This window comes from Peribacillus glennii (assembly GCF_003429105.1).
Classification (GTDB): Bacteria; Bacillota; Bacilli; order Bacillales; family DSM-1321; genus Peribacillus; species Peribacillus glennii.
In genome coordinates, this window is sequence record NZ_QVTD01000017.1 from 37,708 (window position 1) to 58,726 (window position 21,019).

At 40.0% G+C, this 21,019-nt stretch carries 13 protein-coding genes; 6 read left to right on the forward strand and 7 right to left on the reverse strand.

Annotation, left to right across the window (positions count from 1 at the left end):
- Nucleotides 1-93: 93 nt before the first annotated feature.
- Nucleotides 94-1,767, forward strand: a complete 1,674-nt coding sequence (locus D0466_RS19210; RefSeq protein WP_158555962.1) for an NPCBM/NEW2 domain-containing protein — start codon at nucleotides 94-96, stop codon at nucleotides 1,765-1,767.
- A gap of 220 nt (nucleotides 1,768-1,987) precedes the next feature.
- On the opposite strand, the gene D0466_RS19215 is transcribed toward D0466_RS19210, so the two are convergent.
- From D0466_RS19215 to D0466_RS19225, 3 genes are read right to left on the reverse strand one after another with little or no spacing between them, the layout of a single operon-like run.
- Nucleotides 1,988-3,418 (reverse strand): zinc ribbon domain-containing protein, encoded by a 1,431-nt coding sequence (locus D0466_RS19215; RefSeq protein WP_117324149.1) that lies wholly within the window; start codon nucleotides 3,416-3,418, stop codon nucleotides 1,988-1,990.
- 15 nt (nucleotides 3,419-3,433) lie between these two features.
- Nucleotides 3,434-5,029, reverse strand: a complete 1,596-nt coding sequence (locus D0466_RS19220) for a zinc ribbon domain-containing protein (RefSeq protein WP_117324150.1) — start codon at nucleotides 5,027-5,029, stop codon at nucleotides 3,434-3,436.
- A gap of 15 nt (nucleotides 5,030-5,044) precedes the next feature.
- Nucleotides 5,045-5,533 (reverse strand): zinc ribbon domain-containing protein, encoded by a 489-nt coding sequence (locus tag D0466_RS19225; RefSeq protein WP_117324151.1) that lies wholly within the window; start codon nucleotides 5,531-5,533, stop codon nucleotides 5,045-5,047.
- 464 nt (nucleotides 5,534-5,997) lie between these two features.
- Here D0466_RS19225 and D0466_RS19230 point away from each other — a divergent pair, with 464 nt between their 5' ends.
- Nucleotides 5,998-7,425, forward strand: coding sequence for a TcaA 3rd/4th domain-containing protein (locus D0466_RS19230; RefSeq protein WP_158555963.1), 1,428 nt, complete (start codon nucleotides 5,998-6,000; stop codon nucleotides 7,423-7,425).
- Complete coding sequence (gene nagZ, locus D0466_RS19235) at nucleotides 7,422-8,783, forward strand: beta-N-acetylhexosaminidase (RefSeq protein ID WP_233522720.1); 1,362 nt, start codon at nucleotides 7,422-7,424, stop codon at nucleotides 8,781-8,783. The genes D0466_RS19230 and nagZ overlap by 4 nt, the downstream gene beginning before the upstream one ends.
- A gap of 186 nt (nucleotides 8,784-8,969) precedes the next feature.
- Here the strand turns inward: nagZ and D0466_RS19240 are convergent, their stop codons facing one another.
- Nucleotides 8,970-9,692 (reverse strand): SH3 domain-containing protein, encoded by a 723-nt coding sequence (locus tag D0466_RS19240; protein ID WP_117324153.1) that lies wholly within the window; start codon nucleotides 9,690-9,692, stop codon nucleotides 8,970-8,972.
- Between the two features lie 818 nt (nucleotides 9,693-10,510).
- Between D0466_RS19240 and D0466_RS19245 the strand changes: the two genes are divergently transcribed.
- Entirely contained in the window at nucleotides 10,511-11,317 is an 807-nt protein-coding gene (locus D0466_RS19245; RefSeq protein WP_117324154.1) for a hypothetical protein, read from the forward strand.
- A gap of 845 nt (nucleotides 11,318-12,162) precedes the next feature.
- Here D0466_RS19245 and D0466_RS19250 read toward each other — a convergent pair.
- The 3 genes from D0466_RS19250 to D0466_RS19260 form a co-directional block, all read right to left on the reverse strand.
- On the reverse strand, nucleotides 12,163-14,235 hold the full coding sequence (locus tag D0466_RS19250; protein WP_233522722.1) for a sensor domain-containing protein: 2,073 nt from the start codon (nucleotides 14,233-14,235) through the stop codon (nucleotides 12,163-12,165).
- 37 nt (nucleotides 14,236-14,272) lie between these two features.
- The gene (locus D0466_RS19255) at nucleotides 14,273-15,835 is read right to left on the reverse strand and encodes a sensor domain-containing diguanylate cyclase (RefSeq protein ID WP_199484590.1); all 1,563 of its coding nucleotides are present in this window, start codon (nucleotides 15,833-15,835) and stop codon (nucleotides 14,273-14,275) included.
- 672 nt (nucleotides 15,836-16,507) lie between these two features.
- Nucleotides 16,508-17,263 (reverse strand): YncE family protein, encoded by a 756-nt coding sequence (locus D0466_RS19260; protein ID WP_117324157.1) that lies wholly within the window; start codon nucleotides 17,261-17,263, stop codon nucleotides 16,508-16,510.
- 269 nt (nucleotides 17,264-17,532) lie between these two features.
- On the opposite strand from D0466_RS19260, the gene D0466_RS19265 reads away from it, so the two are divergent.
- Entirely contained in the window at nucleotides 17,533-18,831 is a 1,299-nt protein-coding gene (locus tag D0466_RS19265) for a BMP family lipoprotein (RefSeq protein ID WP_233522724.1), read from the forward strand.
- 301 nt (nucleotides 18,832-19,132) lie between these two features.
- Nucleotides 19,133-20,962: an Ig-like domain-containing protein gene (locus tag D0466_RS19270; protein WP_117324158.1), complete on the forward strand. Its 1,830-nt coding sequence runs from the start codon at nucleotides 19,133-19,135 to the stop codon at nucleotides 20,960-20,962.
- Nucleotides 20,963-21,019: the final 57 nt, after the last annotated feature.

Consider the following 21,019-nt stretch of genomic DNA (forward strand, 5'->3'; position numbering starts at 1 on the left):
ATTAACAATCTGTTAATAGGTATTCCCAAAAAGAAGAGAAATGTTATGGGAGTTACGGTGAAAAGTCATCATTTAAAAAGGGGTGTAAAAAAGTTGAACATAAGGAAATTGGTTTTGGCGGCCGTTTTAATCATGGCCGTATCAATGGCATGGATGGTGCAAACACCAGTCCATGCGAATGCAAGTGAGCTGTATTTAACCAAAAGTTTATTGACTCAAGGTGAAGATGTGTATTTTGACCACTGGAGCAGCTCAAGTTTTGAGGATATATCAGGCGAAGTCTTTACAAAGGGTATAGGCTTTAGCCCGTATTATGGTTCTACATATAATATGCGTGCAACATTCAATATCCAAGACTATAACTATACTACTTTAGAGACTAGGGCAGGACTTCAGAACGGCTATAACACCGGCGATCGGGGTAAAACGGAATTATTGATTTACGCAGATGATAAAAAGATTTATGGAAAAACCTTTGCCAATACCACACCGCCCCAAGACCTCAAGCTGCCAATCCCAACCGGTACAAAAAATATCACTTTTTATACCGTCATGACCAAAGGGCCACAAGGAGGTCATAGGGCACTGTTCGGAAATGCAAGGTTAACGAATGCTCTTCCCGCATCTGCCAAGCAGGACATGTTAGCGCTGGACAATATCGGTTCTTCTTCGGCAGAAGATTCTTATTACAGGGACTGGAACAGCATCCCGTTTGAAATGGCAGATGGCCATCTGGCTGGAAGGGGATATGGATTAAAACCATATTATTCCTCCACAAATAAAATATTTACTCAGTTTAAAATTACCGATTATGACTATTCCACTCTTGAAACAAGAGTCTCCCTGGACAAGAAGTGGACGACAGGAGATAAAGGGAAAACAGAAGTAAGCATTTATGCAGACAATGTGAAGCTTTACAGTAAAACTTTCACAAATAAAACGGCTGCACAAAATGTAAAGCTACGATTGCCTAAGAAGACGGATTACCTAACGATTTATGCTCTGCAACACAAAGGTGCACAAGGGAATCATGCTGTAATTATTGAGAATCCTGTTCTCACAAAAAGCCTAGATCCTGTGTCGGAGGATGATACGATCGCTCTTGATAATCTCGGAATGTCTGAAAACGATAATGGTTATATAGGAAAATGGGGTTCAGAGGCATTTCAAATGGCTGAAGGAAACTTAGTTGCCCGGGGATTTGGGCTTAAACCTTACTATAGCAGCGATTATGAAACATTTGCAAAAGTTTATGTTGCGGATTATGCCTACCCGACTTTGGAAACTAAAATCTCGCTCGATAATAAATGGCGCACAGGGGACAGGGGCAAAACAACGTTATTTATCTATGCTGATAATAAAGTGATTTACAAGAAAACATTTGATAATAAATCAAAGTCGAGTAGAGTAATTGCTTCCATCCCATCCAGGACAAAGTATATTACTTTCAAAGCCAGCCATTCAAAGGGCGGTGCAGGACATGGAGTGATCTTAGAACATCCGTTATTGACTTACCGACCGCACCCGCCATCTGTAAACCCGGTGAACAACAAAACAACGAAGATAACCGGTAAAGCTAAGGCGAACTCTACCGTGACACTTAAAATTGGAAGTAAAACCATTAAGACTGCAAAAACTACAAGTAAAGGCGCCTTCTCAATGAGCATCTCTGCCCAAAAAGCAGGGACAACATTAGCATTGAATGTAAAGGACTCCAAAGGGCGCGTCAGTGCAACAAAATATATAAAGGTCACACAAAAAAAGTAAGGCCCTGATTCACTTGCAGCATCAGTAATCAATACAAAAAAAGCCTGCAGACCACGTCTCTTATTTGGATTGGTCTGCAGGCTTTTTTCATGCAGGATAAAATTAAACAAGCGTTTGATTAAATTCTGGAAGAATGCCGGTGGCCAAATCCCAATCGGAATGCACGAAAAAAACGGACAGTAATCTTGCATCACTGTCCGTTTTTCGTAGTTTTGACCCATTAGTCATAACTGGGGATTTCTTTTGTTTCAAGAAGCTTATAGACCTTTAAGCCATCCGGGTGAAGGGACACATAGAATTTGGAACGGAAATTTTTATATTTTGTTGTTCCATCCCCATAATATATCGTATAGCTTTCCTCAGTTGTAACATGGTACCCGCCTGCCGTTTTTTCGTAGGAGATGAGGTTCATCCCCTCGTAATCCTCGGTTATCCCCCGTTTGTCGAGGTTACCTATATATTTACGTGCTTCAGTATAGGCTGGTCCGGCCGGGTCGATGGTGATTTCTGCTAATGAGAAGTCACGTGCATTGATAGCTTCGACCTGTGTTTGGAAATGGCCGTCCATGAACCTTGCTATATCGTCTTCCCCAATGTCCTTTTCGTATTCGGCAAGGTCTGCTTCTACTGGTGCCGTATCCTCTATAGCTTGTTCCTCAAATAACAGCTCCACTTCTGAATCATCAGTTACTGCAAATTCCTCTGTCTTTTCTGTTTTGCCATTCACTTTCCTTTGTGCGTGGAGTTTAATGGAACCGTCAGTGGCGATCGGTCCGAAGCTGTTTATTTTATCAATCCGTAGGTTGGTGCTTTTTCCGTTTAAATAAAGGACTGCATCCTCATCGTTAGAATAGACAGTGACCGAGGCACCTTCAAGCTCGTAAGAAACACTAAGTTCATTTTCCGCAGCATCTGAAATATCAAGTGTTTCGGTTGACGTGAGTTCGCTATACTTTCCTTTGTAAATGGCTTTCACTTTATGGCTGCCAGGAAATATATAACCGACCATTTCAGGTGTCTCGGCCTCTTTTATGGTTTTCGTCTTCTTTCCGTCAAGCCAGATTTCCGTGTCTGCCAGGTTGGACGAGGCCGTCAGTTCTATGGGAAAGAATTCCAGAACATACTGATCATAAACGAACCACTTCTTGTTGCTGCTTTTCTTTAGTTTGACAAGCTTATTGTTGTAAGCATCTGTGATTGGTTTTAATGGAGCATATCCATCCACACTATAGGCCTGTTTTTCCAATTCCTTGCTGATTTGTGTAAAATCATTTTCTTTTACTAGATAGTCTATTAAAGAGGCTGCTTCGTCATCCGTGATAGCAAGCTCATCCTGTCCACTGTTAATGATACCGGATAGCTTCTGAGCATCTTTCGCTTGTACGGCCTTCTTGAATTCATCTACTGTATGAATTGGCTTAGTTTCGGAAGAAAGATAAAAATGGGTACCCACTAATGCAGCCACGACAAGGGCTCCCGAAACTATTCCTGTCTTTGCCTTCATGGAAAGGGGCTGCTTAACCCGGTTCGAGGAAACTCGAGTGGGTGCCGGGACAGGCGAAATCTCTTCAATTGCCTGTAGGGTACCGCAATGTGTACAGAACGTTTGGTTGTCTGTCAGCTGCTTTCCGCAATTTTTACAGAATCTCATGTGCTATCTCCTTTGTCAGCTTCTCCATTTCCGGATAAAAGTTCCCGCATAGGCACATAGAAAAGCAAAAATAAATGCTTTTAGAAATGCTGCAAAACTGCCGAAGCCAATCATCATTTCAATCACACCAGGACCCCCATGCTCTGGCGCTTCTCCTATAAATTGGATTTTCGCGAAATATGTGAATAGGGCAAATAGAATCGAATAAACAAGGCTATAGACAGCCAGTGACTTAATGCTGGCCATTCCATTTTTGGAAAGGCTGTAGCCGGACCACACAAACAGCCCGACAAGAACCAAAGCTGCGAATTTGATATATAGTCCAATATCAGTCATAGCCAATGCAAGCTGGATTTCTGAACCCAGTTCGTCCCCGCTGGTTTGAAGTCCTGAAAGCATGGAATAAGACATCGTGGAGACGTCCATACCCTCGGTGGTGCTGGCCGTAAAGGACCCGAAGCTGGCCAGGTTCCAAATCAATGCACCTAGCTGCGTGCCGATCGCAAGAATAAAACTGAACGATTTGTCCATTAGGTTCGTTAAGTACTCCGCGTCACTGAACTCACCGGCAAATAAAGCGATCTTTTTGAACGTATTCTGGACGATGAATATCATAACTACTGAAAAAATGATAAACCCTCGGAAGAATGTAGAGATCCCCTGGTGAAGAGCGTCCCCAAATGGGAACATATCCCTTAAATGTCCTGTAACCCGTCTATAATTCAATGAAAATAGCATTCCCAGCATGCTGAATAAGAATGCGATCATGGTCCCTTTTAGAAATGCGCCAAAAAATGAATAGGAAGTGGATACATCTAATAGGAACTTAGGAGTCGCATTTTTCACATCGTAAGAGAAACCGCTGAATAATGAAAGAATGGCTAGCAGGATACCATATAAAATAGCGGTGGAAGCTGCCCCATATAAAAGGGAATAAGGGTTTTCATCCCCTGTCATATTTCGATGGACGATCCCGGAAACAAAGAGTGCTATGGCTGGGATCAGCAGGATGAATACGAGGCCGAATGAAAGCTTAATAGAAATATTGTACTTTTCATCAAACGAATCCATATTCGCATCAAGCTCGGCCGAAACCAAGTGGGACATCATCATCATGTCGGTTAAACCAATTATAGCCCCCGGTTCAGGCAAATCCATGCCGGTTTGTTCTCTCAGGCTTTCAATTAAATAAGTTATATTCACGTCAGTGTCTTGGCTGAAAGCTGTTTTAACAGCCTGAGTGTTCATTTGTAATAACCCGAAGCTCAAAATCAGTACGAGCACAAGTCCGATAATGGATGAAATAATAGCGGGTTTAAGTATGGTTATATTTATTTTTGGAATTGAAAATGATTTTATTGCCGTGCCCGTAGACGCTGGTTTTAAACCATCCTTTACGAAGGCTGTTTTCTGATAGCTATGTAAAGTAGAACCGCAGGCTAGGCAGTAATTATCCTTTGCCGAGACGGAGCTTCCACAACCGGAACAGAATGTCGCCGCAGGTGAGGCATGTATTGAGAATTTGCCCTTGTCAGGTTTCAGTATCGTGCCATCATTAAGGCAGTAATTGTTTGTTGCCGGGTTTTCTGTTCCACAGGTACTGCAGTACATTTATTTTCCTCCTTGTTATCCAACTTTGACGCCGCAGCATCCACAAAACTCAGCGTTCACAGGCATGCCTGCATGACAAGTTCCGCATTTTCCATCGTACTCAATGGCAGCAGCTGCCTGCCTTAACACAGGGGAACCACAGCTTCCGCAAAATTTATCCTGGTCTGTCACGGATGATCCGCAGCTTGAACAACTCTGTCCATTCGCATTTTGTTGATTGATTTCTTCTAACGCTTGATTGATTTGATAAATTTGTACGTCAAGGCTTAGAATCGGCTGCGCTTGCTGAACGATTGCTTCTTCTTGAATGGAGCCCTGTCTCACCATTTTATAAGTTTCTTCGGCAAGCTTTAGTAACTGGGCTGACCTCTGTTCACTGGCATCTTGCAGCTTTCTCTTCAGCTGGCTGATTTCCTGGGCAGTCTGCAGCTTCTGTTTTCCTTGTTGAAGGCTATCCTGCAGAATATTCAAACCGCCTCCAAGCTTTGTTTGTAAATCGCTCATAATATTACACACTCCTAGTTAATAAGATTTTAAGATAAATAAAACTCCTGCCCGTAGCAAGGCAGTAGTGCAAGGCAACACTTCGGCACGATTCAGTCTGCGGAAGCGTATTTGGTACAATCATTAACAGTCGATTATATTCCTATGCCAGAAGGTTAGACCTGTGATGATTGGTAAATACCACTCCTTCAATAAGTTAATGAGTTAAAGCGAATGATCAAACCGGCACCTTGTTTGAATTGGATAAAAAGACCCGTGTCTATCTTATTACATTTTTACATCATTTTGGTTAAAATTTTAACATAAACAGGATAATTAAGTTGAACTTGAATAAAAATGTTCTAGACCGTACCAAATCTTTTTTTAAGATCGTTATTTTTTGCATGTTGTTGTATATTAAAATGTCGAATAATATAATATTGTTAGATATTACCTTAGAATTAGAGGGAGAAAGAGGTAGGATAATGGTTTATTGCAACAATTGCGGCGAACAACTGAAAAAGGACCAGACTTTTTGTACTGGTTGTGGAGCAACGGTCAAGCAGCGGGAACCAGAACCAACTAAACCGCAGCGTTCAGTGAATAAGGCTTCTTCGTCAATTTTAAAATCAAAGAAATCTAAGATTCTTGCACTTTCAGTTTTATTACTGGCTTTGATAGGTTTTGGGGGCTATAAAACAGCACAGGCCATGAATAAACCGATAAAAGTGGTAACAAAGTTTGAGCAGGCTGTACAGAACAAGGATGAGAAAGCTCTGACTAATCTGTTAAATAAAGGCCAGGATGAAATGGTCGTGGAGGAATCCGAATCTAAAATGCTTTTGGACTATTTTCATAACAATCCGGACCTCCTTGCCGAAACGAAAGACAATTTAAGGAGAGAAGCACAATCGCTTGAAAATGACAGCCTTATGAGCACTAAAACGAAAGGCATTTTCACTTTAGTAGAGTCCAAGAAAAAGTGGGGAGTGATTAGCCAATATGGGGTAAGCTTCCAGCCTGTTTACTTTAGAGTAACTGCCAATCAATCAGATGCCTCTATCATCATAGATGGAAAAGACCGAGGGAAATTAAAGGAAGAGGATGAGCGGACAATAGGCCCGCTTCTTCCTATCGAACATGAACTTAAAGGCTCCTTTAAAGGTGAATATGCTACAGTAACCGATAAACAAAAGGTAGACCCTAAAGACTATGAGGGAAACAAGATTGACGTAGAGTTTGACTTATCTGGAGAACAAGTAGATCTTTATTCTAACTATGACGAAGCCACCGTTTTCATTAATGGAAAAAGTACAGGAAAATCGGTTAGAGAGCTTGGCACGATCGGCCCTGTTTCGTTAGATGGCTCCATTAAAGTTCACGCTGAGTTGAAGATGCAGGGAAAAAAATTAACCAGTGAAGCGATCCCTGTCACAGATAACAGTGATTCACTGGATTTGACCATTGATGACACTGTAATTCAAGAAGCTGAGGCCCGTAAAGCAGAAGCTGCGGCAGCAGCGGAAGAACGTGCAGTCCAAGCCGCTGCAGAAGTTGAAACTGCAAAATCTGATATAGAGGATGTTATTTATTCTCATTATAATGATATTTCCTCTGGTTTCTATTCAGACGCGTATGAGCTTTTCAGCTCGGGACGTAAAGCAAAAGTCGGCTACACCAACTGGGAAAAGGGGTACAAAAACAATTTAAGTGATGAAGTGAAATATGTAGTCGTGGATGATGTAAAAGGAGATAAAGCCACTGCCTCATTTGAAATGGTATCCCGCGATTCCAAGCCGAATGGAGATACTTTAGTCCAAACTTGGGGAGGGAAATGGCATCTGGTAAAAGAGCCTTCCGGATGGAAGCTTTCTGAAGCAGACATCAAGAAACTTCAAGCCAGGACAGAATGATGAGACGCACAAAAAGAAAAAAGAAGAAACAACCATTTACGATTACTTTATTTTTTGTTCTCATAGCATTATTGGCATTGTTGCTGAAGTTAAATATGGAAGTGACTGCCCCTAAACAGACAGTGGAATCACAGCCTCAAGAGGAACGGAAGCAGAGCGATGATTCTGAATCGGACAGCGGTAATGATGCAAAAAAAGAAAAAACTGAGACCACGATAGCGGAAACTGAGAAAAAGGAATCCCCTACTAACATAAATAGGGATATAGACCAACTTATTGATGATATGACGTTAGAAGAAAAAGTTGGCCAGTTAATGATGGTAGGATTCAACGGATATCAAAAAAGCAGCGAAATCAAAGACCTGATTGAACAGAAAAACATTGGGGGTGTCATTTACTTTGACCGAAATATGTCATCCCCGGCACAAGTGGCGGAATTATCCAACTCATTGCAGCAGTCGGCTAATGCAGGCAAGTACCGGCTGCCTCTTATGTTGGCGGTTGACCAAGAAGGCGGAAGCATTCTTCGGATGCGGGAGCAAATATCACCGATTCCGTCACAGCAAAAGCTTGGGGAACGTGCTTCCGTTTCAGAAGTATATAAAGTGGCTAAATTAAACGGGGAAGAAATCGCATCTATGGGCATTAATATAAACTTTGCGCCTGTACTTGATCTCTCCAGCACAGATAGCCGGTCTTTTGGGAAAGATCCTGAAAAGGCGTATGCCTACGGAACGAGAGCCATACAAGGGTTAAATGCTGCTTCAGTGACCGGGGCGTTAAAACATTTTCCAGGGAACGGGCGAAGCAATATTGACCCACATGTGGAAACCTCTTCAGTACAAGCTAACCAGCTTGATTTGGAGAATCTGGATATCTATCCTTTCCAACGTATCATCAGTGAAGTAGATAACCAAAAGTTTTTCGTAATGGTCACACATATAAAATATCCGGCCTATGATAAAGAAAAACCGGCAAGTCTGTCCAAGGCGATCATTCAAGACTTGCTCCGGAAAAAGCTTGGTTATAAAGGAATCGTTGTCACGGATGATCTCGAAATGGGCGCTGTCAATAAATACTATTCTTATAAAGACATGGGAAAAGAAGCAATTCTCGCTGGGGCCGATTTGCTGCTTGTTTGCCATGAGTATCAGCATCAACTGGAAGTATATAACGGTTTAGTCGAAGCAGTAAAAAAAGGGGAAATACCGGTAGAGCGGATTAACGATGCTGCCAAACGAATCTTGGATTACAAGATGAACCACATGGCACATCGAACAGTCGATCCCGGGCAGGCTGAACAAACGGTTAAAAAAGAAAAGAGTGTAAAGTATATCAATAATCTCAATCTCAATTAAAGATATCCCTGCATACTAAGGGGATTCAGCGTTAAAAGGGTGCTCCACCGGTGGGGCACCCTTTTTGGGTTATTAAAAATTAGAAAAACAAGGCTGCGGCGTACCTGACCATAGTAAATAAAAGGCGGACAAAGCCGCCCGTATGGATTCGATAAAAGCATTGATAGAAAACTGAGATGTTCCTAATTAATCATATTTTCTGGAATTTTTGTATACCTTCCAATTTGATTTCGAGCTGCTTCTGGATAAGTATAGGTAACTCCAGTGGTTCCCATCCATGTCGTTGTAGAAATATTGGGACACAATTAAATACTGTGTACCACTCTTTGTGTAAAATTTTGCAGATGGTTTTTTAGGGCTATAGGATAAATCCCAGTCAAAGGCATCTACGTTGTAGCCCCAAACTTCGGTTTCAATTTGGTGGTACAGTGAGTTGCCATTTTTATCGTTTCCGACATAACGCATTTGCTGCTTAAAGAATTTTTCGATGAACGATGTTGTAAAGCCGGGGCTCATAATGGAAAAAATTTGTTTTTTGGTATAGTTCCTTTCCCAAGTCTTCCTTTGCATGGCGATTACCCTGTCGGTAATTCGTTTTACTTCAGCAGAAGAAATTGATGAATAGAACCTTAGGTACTGAGTGGCCACATAGGCCTTCTTTTTTTTGAAACGAATTTCTGCCCATTCATTATTTGTTTTTGCATAAACCGTGACTTTGGCATTGTCCTTTAGCGAACCGACCTTCTTATATGACGTCCCTGGACCGCTGCGGACATTAAGGCTGCCTGAAACATCAACGTATGCGATCTTTGTGGCAGCGGCATGGCCGCTGTTTGAAGTTAAAGGGAAAAGAAAGGAAAAGGCCAGAATAAAACAGATAAGCAGTTTTGTGAAAGTATGTATTTTCATATAATGTCCCCCTTTTTAATAGGGTTATTATACCACCTTTTACTCTTGCTTTTATATTTTCCTTCTAGGGAAGACCGAAAAGATATTGAAAAAATAAATTAAAGAAGGCACAAGCATACAGCGATATTGACCAACTTTCATTAGAAACTAAATCAATCAAACGTTTGATTAAAAACGAAGGCACTATGTTTCAATGATTAAATGTATATCACTGTTTCCCGAACGGTGGACAATTATTCGAGGATTTTTTTGCTCCCATATACAGAAACCTGCTCATACAATTTATAGATTGATACCAGTAACGAACCATTTTAACGCTGTTGTTTTCAAAATAATCCTCCTTATAGACTTAGTCTTTATGTTATATTCAACGGATTCATTAATTCCTTTTAGTATATGAGGTTATGAGTTCTCTATTAGTGTTTCACACACCGGATATTTACACAAAATTGATATGGTATGTGATCGTGGCTCCTTCTATTTCTTTACTAATTTACATTCCTTAACCCCAGGGTATTACCGGAGTGGTATCTTACCAATATTTGTTCATGCAATAAAAGAAGATGTTAATTTTTATGAACCGACCATAGTTGCCGCGGATTTGTTGGGTTTGAATTAGATACAAGGAAATCAGGGAAGGGCTCTTAATCATTGTTCAGTTTGCGATATATTGATTGAGTGATAATGTTTTGTTCTGTTAACAGCGTTAAACGATTTTACCGATGAAAAATGATACGGCGCCAGGGGAGGTTTTCACTTCGGAAGATTAATAGGCTCCGACCAGTAGTTAATTAATAATAAATATTCATTCTGCCATTATGGAAAAGGATTCACGAGATTTAGCCAATACATGCGCCAGTGTGATCACGGCCAGGGACCCGTTATCAAAGCAGACGGGAGCAGTGACATGCCTGGACAAAAATCTCGGTGCGCTTCAAAAGGTCATCTATTCAAATGAAACGGCGACAGAAAAAAGGGAGCTAAACCCTGATTCCCCAATTTTGGATCTATACACGAAAGATCTCTCTAAAGACTTTAGTAATTATTATAAAAAAGAATACGACGTTAAGGTAGACTGGCGGAAAACGATAAGGGGCACATGGAGGTCAAAAGCACCTGTGAATTCCAAGCTCTATGAGTATATGGAACTCCAGATACAAGATAGTGGTTCTAAACTGCGGGGTACGATCAGTTTTTATCCACAGAAAGTGAAAATGCCGGTGGAAATGAGCTACCTGGGCAAAAAAGCTATCGTAACCTACAAATTATCAAAAGATTATATAACCCAAGTTTACAAATCACCTGAACAAGTGGCAGATCAGCTCGTTAAAAATGGGATAAAGGCTTCCTTTGTTATGAACAGCGGAACAAGCGGTTCGAAAAGCCTGACTGGATACATCAGGTATCCATCGTGGAACTGGTACCGAAGCAGCTATAACTTGGCAAAGTGGAGTCATGGTGATCATTTGGCAGAGACAGAAGAGGTTCAGTACGAACTAATTGCAAAAGCGAAAGAAGTAACGAAAAAGTTGTCAGCCTCGCAAGTGAAGATCTTCAACAATAAGAACAAAAGTGATACCATCACCGTTTCCAAAATCGAAAGAGGTTCTGTTGTAAAGGTGTAAAACAGCTCAAATAAAATTCTTGCTTCAGGAACATCGAAATCGAGTTCAATGAAAGTATCAATCAAGCAGCTAGGAACAAAAAGCGGGAAGGTGTATGTAACCCTCACAAAACCAAACGAACTGGAAAGTCACAAGCTCGGTATAAATTATAAGGGTGAATCATGATAAAATACTTTGTACATGAATGAAATTCGGGTTTGTATATTCTATCGCTAAGGTGATTACATAACTAAATCAAAAAAGAAGAGATTTGAAGATAAGGACACAGTAAGTAACCTCCTATGCCGAAGTACGACAGTAGAGAGTTGTTTTTGGATATAGTCAGATAGAGTTTTGGCCACATTTCGTTGAACCCCTCTCATCCGAGAAGGGTTTTTATATACCGATTATGTGCCGATGCAATTTCTATATGGGTGGGCTCCTAATTGCTTGATTTTCTTTATCAATCGATTGATTAATAGATTGATCTGTTTTTCATGCCTTTTTGAACTTTCATGAATAGAAAACTAATGAAAAGACTACATGCTAAAAGACTGTATACTCCTATTTACCTGAAAAGTATATAGTAATAGTAAAAATTATCAGTAAAGGTAAATTTTTAATTAAGCAGTTACCTATATTCATTTTTTGCATGTGCTTTTTTATGTTCCAAGTCTGATTGCAGCGAATACAAATGATATATCTTTAACGCAAGAGATGATATCTTCAAAAACAACAGATAGGATATTGCTATCAATGGATGGAGTGCTAATGTTCAGCTTGAGGCTTAAACCCTACCGTAGAGACCCTGCATATTTCTTGATTTCCCATTTTCACAAAGAAGAAATTTATCATTCCCTAGAATATTAATTGAATTTCAGTCTATTTACCGGTAACGGTCTATTAAAAAAGTATCCTTGCCCTTCATCGCATCTTTCATCACTTAGGTAGTTTAGCTGGGTTTCATTCTCGATCCCTTCTGCAACCACATTCATATTTAGGCTGTGGGCTAAAGATATTACGGCTGACGTAATCCGTTTTCCATTCAAGTCCCGATTAATGTCATCTATGAAACTACGATCGATTTTTATTTTATCGAAGGGATATTCCCGCAAATAATTTAATGAGGTATAGCCTGTGCCGAAATCGTCAATTGACAGACAAACGCCTAATTCCTTTAATCTCAACAGATTTTCCTTTATAAACTCAACATCCTCATGCAGAATGCTCTCTGTTACCTCCAGCTCCAGCCATTTTGGCTCTAACATTTCCTCTTCCAATGTTTTGGCTACAGAATGGATGAAATTATAATGCTGCAGCTGTTTAGTGGAAACATTCACTGCTACTTTAAAAGGAAGAATACCGGAATCCTGCCACTTTTTATTCTGGCGGCATGCAGTTTTCAGGACCCATGAGCCGATTTCAATGATTTGCCCGCTTTCTTCTGCTATCGGGATGAAATCGTTAGGTGAAATAAGCCCATGTTCCCGATGGTTCCAGCGAATTAGAGCTTCCATTGCTTTCAGCTGATTCGTATTCAAGTCAATAATCGGTTGATAGAATAATTCCAGTTCATCATTTTGAATGGCAACCTTTAAATCATTTTCAATGGAAAGTCTATAGGAAGCTTTTGCATCCAGCTCTTCAGAGTACAGTGTATAGATGTTTTTCTTGAATTTTTTAGTGTACCGCATCGCGGTCTCGGCATTCCGTATTATTTCATCAACTGTCACTTTAGAATCTGTGCCTAAAGCAATGCCGATGCTTGCTGAAACCGTTATCAGATTACCTGCAATCTGGAAGGGTTCCGTTATCGCTTCATTTACGTTAATTGCCGTTTTTATTGCTTCTTCTTTAGTGGCGTCTGGCAAAAGGATGGTAAACTCGTCACCAGCCATGCGGCTGAGCGTATCGGTTTTTTCCATATTTTTCTTTAATCGTGTTGCTACCAGCTTTAAGAATTCATCCCCATTTTGACGGCCCAATGAGTTATTAATAAATTTAAACCGGTCCAGATCCAGATACACAACGGCAAATTCGCGTTGTTCATTATGTAAAAAGTTCAGTAATTGTCCCACCCGGTCTTCAAATAATTTTCTATTCGGCAGTTCAGTAAGTGGATCATAAAATGCGAGTTTTTCCAATTGTTGATCATATTTAATCTTATTTGTGATATCTCTGGCAACACCATATGTACCAATAATTTCACCGTTAACCCTCATAGGAAAATGAATGGTGTCTATATGTATTTTCCCCCCATCTTTACGTACTGCCTGAATTTTGTAGTTACTTGATATACCTTGTTTTCCCTGTTCAAAACTCTTCATGGCCATTGGCAAATCCTCTGTTGCTACTATGGAGCGAAAGGACATCTGCTCTAACTCCTGTGCTGAATATCCCGCCAGCAACTCGGTTGCTGGATTGGCGCTAAGAAATTGCCCTTCATGGTCAAAAGAGAAGATTGCATCCGGGCTGTTTTCAAAAAGGGATCTGTGTCGTTCGTTGGCTTCCTCGATTTGCTGCTGAAATGCCACTTGTTTTGAAATATCCATGACAGTCCCGAAAAATATTTGTTTTCCATTTATTTCAGAAGTAGAAATATTCATTTCAGTCAACAGGATAGTGCCGTCTTTTTTAATCTGTCTAACCCTGTATTCTGCCACAACATCTTCTCGTAAGGCTGTTTTCTTGATGTGATTTTTTAAAATGGAGAGGTCTTCCGGATAGATGATTTGTTCCAGAGACAATTCTATTTCAGATATTTCCTGTTTTTGATACCCTAAAAGGTTTGAATAAAACTGGTTTACATAAGCAAATTGCCCTTCTTCTAATATATATATGCCAACCGGGGCTTTTTCAATTAATGTATGAAATGTTGATTGATAAAAGGCAAGCTGAAAAACAGAGTTATCATTATTTTTTGACAATTTATTTATCATTCTACGGTAATAGTTTTCCATGGTAATCTCCCTACAATTAACTGCCTATTTTAAAATGGTTTATATCCTTATACATGGTTGTTATATTCCTGCCATTTGACTTCGATTGATAGAGGGCATAGTCCGCCTTTTTAATAATTTCATCTATATCTGATGTGTCATTGTTAAACTGTGAAATCCCAAGAGAGATTGTGATATTTCTTCCTGTTGGAGTCCTTGCGGTTTCTACAGCAATTCTTATCCGTTCGGCTATATTGAATGCAGTGTCTGCATCAGCAGCCTTAACTAGAATGCCGAATTCTTCACCGCCATACCTGAAATTCAAATTTCCCTCTCTGGAGTACGACCGGAGCGAAGAGGCGAGGCATTTTAGCACTTCATCTCCCGCTAAATGTCCAAATTTATCATTAATGCCTTTAAAGTGATCAACATCCAGGAGAATAAGGGAAAAAGGGATTTTATTCTCAAACCATTCCTCAATCACCTGCTGAAAGGTTTTTCGATTCGCCAGTCCTGTCAACCCGTCGATTTGATTTTCATTGTTTAATAATTCGATATGTTTATTAATATGCTTGTATAACTGTTTCACTTCATAGATCCCGGAACTGATTTTTGGTTGGGAGGGAACTTGTTTTTTGTGTGCAATCGCATCTTCAGAACCTTTTGCTAATAGATGGAGCGGCTTTGAAATACGATTCGCAATCAACCAGGAAACCAATAAAATCAATATAAACAGAGGTAACGATTTTATTATCGTTTGCAGTATCATATGGTTAAGTGGCCGCTCCAAGACTGTAACAGGAGTCTGGGATACTATCCCCCAGCCTGTATTCGGTTCATATGCATAACCCATAAAAAAATCTTTTCCTTTGGAATTCCGGACCTGCTGCGAGCCATTTTTACCCGAAAGGACCTTTTTCACGGTGTTGTTTGACAATGCTGAAGTATTGATTCTTGTTTTGTTAGGATGGAATATGATATTTCCATTCTGGTCGGTTACATAAACAAATGACCCATTCCCATAGAAATGCTCCGATAACATTTGGCTTAGTACATTTTCTTCCTCCAAGTAAATCGTACCGCCTACAAAACCCCCATATGCCCCATCACGGCTAAAAATAGGAGAAGAAATTAAAAGGATGAGCCGTCCTGATGTCGCTTTATAGGGCTTTGATATAAACCCTTTCTTAAGTTTCACCGCCATCTTGGCTGTTTCAGTATTTAATTGAATACCTGGCTTTAATCCTGCACTTGAAGGACTAATATTCTGAATCACCCGGTTAGAATCAGCAATAAAAATAGAATTGAAGAAGTGCTTGTTCGCCGTTAACAGGAGATCCATTTCTTCTTGCGTAAAAGTATGATGGTTAGCCAGTTTTGCCACCGCATCCAATTTTTGCTGCATGGAAGTTATAAGTGTGTTAGTCTCTAAAGCTAGCTTTTTCGCATATTGAAAATTGTAATCCAGATAGTTTGCCGTTAAAGACCTTTTATTAAAACTTATTGAAAGATATGTGCTTATGGTTGCAGTTAGCAAAACAGAGGCAATAACCAGCAAACTAATCGTAAATCGGAGTGTATATCCTTTATTTGGTTTCATTCCAAACATCCTTTATTGGTAGGTAAAAGTAGGTAAGTGAGCAGCAATAATGACTAGTTATAAATACCTGATTGGTTATGGGTATTTTAGCTCACTTCTATAGAATCATATGTGTAACAACCTGTCCAACCGCCTTTAAGCACTATATTTGACATTTCAGCATGGTTTTTTAAGAGTTTAGCATGCGGAAATTTCCATTCAAGCATTTAAAGCAGAATTTTCCATACACGAAAATTTTTTCGAAGGAAAAAACAGAAAAAAATAGAGGCTGCCCATAAAAGTCGTCATTCAACAACCTTTTGGGACAACCTCGTTTTTCACAATTTCAGACTAAAAATGTTTTAGTTATAAGTGGGGATTTGTATTGTGTCAAGAAGCTGCTAGACCTTTAAGCCGTCAGGCAGCAGAAATACAAAGAATTTGGATCGGAAATTTTCACTTTTTGTAGTCCCGTCTCCATAATAAATCGTATAGCAGTCAATAAATGTTATTCGTATAAAAACATGGAAAAAAAGCAATTCCGGCGGGGGCTGATATGCTGCTAGTATGTGAAGAGCACCAGCATCAATTGGAAGTATATAACGGTTTAGTTAATTCAGTAAAAGCTGATTGGAAAGTACATTACGGTTGTTTTAATGAGGAACAACCCCTCTCACTCGCAAAGGACCAATTTTATTTCAATTCAAAGATTCTGTGGGGCTCATCATATGCCACTGCGATATAAGGTTTCTTGTCATCTACAACCGTGATTCCCTGGCTTTCCCCTTTTATTTTGAGTTTATGTGTTTTGAGGATATTTCCTTTTTCATCAATAACGGTGATTTTGCTATTTGTGTAAAAATAAATTTTTCCATTATGGTGCTCTAAACCCTGCGGTACACCTTGATAAGGAATTTTAAATTGTTTTAGTATCTTTCCATTAAAGTCGGTAATGCTGAACAGCGGGGTGCCTTTATCATTTTTCGCAGAATGGATAATCAGGCGATCGCGGTCGTTGTCTACCGCCAAAAGGCCGGAATTGCCTAAATTATCAAGGTGTAATGTATCGGTTATTTTATTTTTGCTTACATCTACTTCATGGATTTTTAAGGGGTTTTTTCCTCCGCCATTCGCCACATATAACCGTCCGTTTTTATTTCTGACGTCCAATTCGGCTGTATGGCCGGTTTTAAGCGGCGCAGTTGTTTTCACAAGTTTGCCGGTCAGTGTGTATTGCCTTATCCTGCCGCGGTCTTTCCCGATATCGAATCCAATATACATATGCCCGTTTGAGTACGCTATTCCTTGCATATTCTCTTTCGAATCCACATGGAATTTAGGCTTTACAACAGTATCATTTATCTCTAATTCTGCCTTGGAGCTTTTAATAAAGCCAGTAACTACAAGAAGTGACACAATCACAAAAAGAAGAATTTTTAATTTACTCATGATGCCTCCTTGGTGATTATTCAATACATTATAACCTAATGGTACATATTTTCAGGAAGCTGATAAAGGGATAAAGGACTTAACAATAATTTAAATCATTCCGTTTATAAGAAAAGTTTTATAGTTTATTATAGATAAATTTACACTTAAATGGTATATTATACCTATTAAAAACCTAGGTATTGTGACGTATAAATCAGGTTGATACGATGTATTGTCTTGTTAGTCACCTATTTTATAAATGATATGAAAGATAAGGGGCAATAGAAATGAGACAGACACTAAAATCATTATTCATTTTTCTGGTTGCGGCAATTGTTTTCGCGTCTGCATTTTTACCTGGTGAAGCGGCAGCTGCGCCCGCTTCCGTGAAATGGGGCGGAATCACCGTCAAAAAAGGCGTTGTCGGGAAAGTAACAGCAGTAAAAGAGACAACTCTTGTTAAGATTGAGAAAAACAAGCTCAAAACAATCAAGAAAATAAAAAAAGGATCAGTATATGCCGTTTACAGTACGAAAAAGCTTTCGAAGACAACGTGGTACAACGTTGGGAGCGGACATAATGTGAAAAAGGATAGTAGAGTGAAATATACGGCGGTTCCAAAGGAAGTCTTAGCGAAATTAAACCCGCCGAGTACAGGTCTGACGAAGGTCGGGATGGTCACGGATGTTGGGGGCGTTGATGACAAGTCCTTTAACCAATCGACATGGGAAGGGCTTTCGAAATTCGGCAAGGATACGGGTGTTCACTTTGCGTATAAACAGTCGAAAACTGATGCGGATTACGCTAAGAATCTTGAGGCTCTTACTAAAGACCGTTATGGCCTTATATTTGGTGTCGGATATCTCCTGCATGAGCCAATCAGCAGTATTGCCATTAAAAATAAAAAAGGCAAATATGCCATTGTTGACAGCTATGTGAATCAACCGAATGTGGCAAGCGTTGTATTTAAAGAGCATGAAGCCAGCTTCCTGGCAGGTGTGGTAGCTGGTCTTAAGACAGAAACTAATAATGTAGGTTTTATCGGCGGTATTCAATCATCGATGATAAAGGCATATGAGGCAGGTTTCGTAGCGGGCGTTAAAGCTGTCAACCCTTCCGCCGAGGTTGCGATTCAATATGCCGGCTCGTTTGGAGCGCCTGATAAAGGGCAGGCGATTGCTTCCGCTATGTATTCAGCGGGATCGGATATCATTTACCATGCATCTGGAGGAACGGGAAATGGCGTTTTTGCTGCAGCCAAGCAGTTAAAGATGAAAGATCCATCCCAAAATATATGGGTTATCGGGGTTGATCGTGACCAGCATTATGAAGGTATGGTAAAAGTGGACGGCAAGGAATACAATGTAACATTGACGTCTGCATTAAAAAAGGTGGATGTTGCCGTCTATGATATAGCAAGCAGGACGAAAAAGGGGCAGTTCCCTGGTGGAAAAGCGATCTCCTACGGCATTGCGGAAAATGGAGTAGATGTAGCAACTGCTAACTTAGACTACAATACAATTAAAAAAGTAGAGGAATATAAAAAGAAAGTCAAATCCGGCGAGATTAAAGTTCCCCATAATTAATCTTTTTTTTACGATAGAAAAGGATAGACAGTGTGAGATTCCGCTTGTCTATCCTTTTTGTATTATTTGGATTTCATCGTGAGATTTTACATCCATTGTTGTACTTTTTATCCTTAAAAGTTTTGTCCTAATTATATACATTGAGAACTACTCTTTTTTGCCATTGGTGCTGAAAGCAGTGTTATTGCAGAAGTAGGTATATTTACTTATATAGACGTTTCGAATATTATAAGTTTATGAATTTTATGGTAATAGTTTATTAAAAACATAAGGGAACTGATAGTAATCGCGGGAGGACTAAATGTTTAGAAGGTTTATATTTTACGGATTCATTCTATTTCTTTTGATGAGCCATTCCATTCCAATTTATGCGGCAGGTGAAGGCCTGATATTTGAGCAAGGAAAAGGTTATGAACAAGGGGCATATCAATCAGAGGCTCCTCACCCTACTACATACAATTGGTCGAGACAGTCAAAGTATGAAGGTCCGTCCGTGCCTCAAGTAAAGTGGAGTTCTGGAAAGCTCGGTTCAGGTATCGCCATTGATAAAGATGGGATTATCTACATGGGGGGATATGCTGACGGGTCAGTCCATGCCCTTTATCCAAATGGGAAAACCAAATGGGTATACTCCCTTGGCAATGGTGAAGATGTGGAAATCGGGTCGACTCCAACCATAGGCAGTGACGGTACCATTTATATTGGCGCATTTAGCTGGGATCCTGAATCGGATAAGAAATTTTGTGAAGGAAGCAAATGTTTCCCAGGTGTTCTTGCTGCAATCTCTCCAGATGGTAAGGAAAAGTGGCGGACATTATTCGAAGATGCTGTAGCAGGTTCATCTCCATCCTTAGACAAGGAAGGGAACATTTACATTGGCACAGGATTATATAATTCACCTGGTGATTTATATAAGCTTGACCCAAATGGGAAAATCATTTGGAGCTTTAAGCCCAGGGATGTTTTTCCTGAAGGTAAAGCGCTTCATGACATAGGCTTTTATACTACCCCTACATTAATAAAAGGGGGATATATATGGGCACAAGGATTGTTTTTTAAAAATCACGAATTCATAAAGGCTTCCACTGCTGAATTTGGGTCTGCTGCTGTTGCCGATGATGGTACCATCTTCAATGCGACTTATGTTGGTTCGGTAATCGCACAAGCGCCAAATGGAGATTCCAAATGGGAACTAACGTTGGACGAGTCATATTTAAGTGCGGAGGATAATTGGTGTGCCAGGTTTGGACCGAGGATTTCTGCGACACCTGCAATTGCAGATAATGGAACCATTTACATTGGAGGCGAGGACGGCAAGTTCGTTGCAATAAATCCCGAAGAAGTTCGCAGTATGGGAATGGTTAGTCAATGTGATCAGCACATCTTCCATTCTAATACCTTTATGAAGTCGTGGAGCACTAACACGGATGGATGGAACCAGAGTGCGATCATCGATGCAAATGGAATTATTTATATAACTGCTATAAACATGGAAACGTATATTAGCACTTTATATGCTTTCAATAAAAATGGCAGCTTAAAGTGGAAAATGAAAGGATATTCTGGGGATGTCGCGATTGGTAAAGATCAAACATTATATGTATATGGTCCTGATGGTTTAACAGCAATCGGACAGAAGCTGCCGAAAACTCCAAGAATAAATCCGATAAGCGACAAATCAAATGAGATAACAGGATTAACTGAACCAAATGCAACCGTCCATGTAAGACGAGGAAAAGATACAATTGGATATGGAATAGCAAATCAGGATGGAAAATTCAGCATCATAATAGAAAAACAAAAAGCCGGAACAGTATTGGTTATAACAGCGGCTGATGATGAAGGAAATGAAAGTAAACCTGCGGGTGTTACCGTACAGGATAAAACAGCCCCTGCATCTCCAATAGTGAATCCCGTGACTGAGCGGCACACGGCGGTCAAAGGAAAAGCGGAACCAGGAGCATCTGTGGTTATAAAGGCAGGAAAAAAGGTATACAAGGGGACATCAAATAAGTCCGGCAATTTCACAATTAAAATTGCAAAACAAAAAGCAGGAACGGTATTACTCATAACAGCTGCCGATCAGGCGAAAAACACTAGTAAAGTAAAAAAAATAACCGTAAGCCATTAAACGAATCTTGGGGTCAGTCCCCCAATGCTTTAAAGTCATAAAGCCCTGGATCCCACT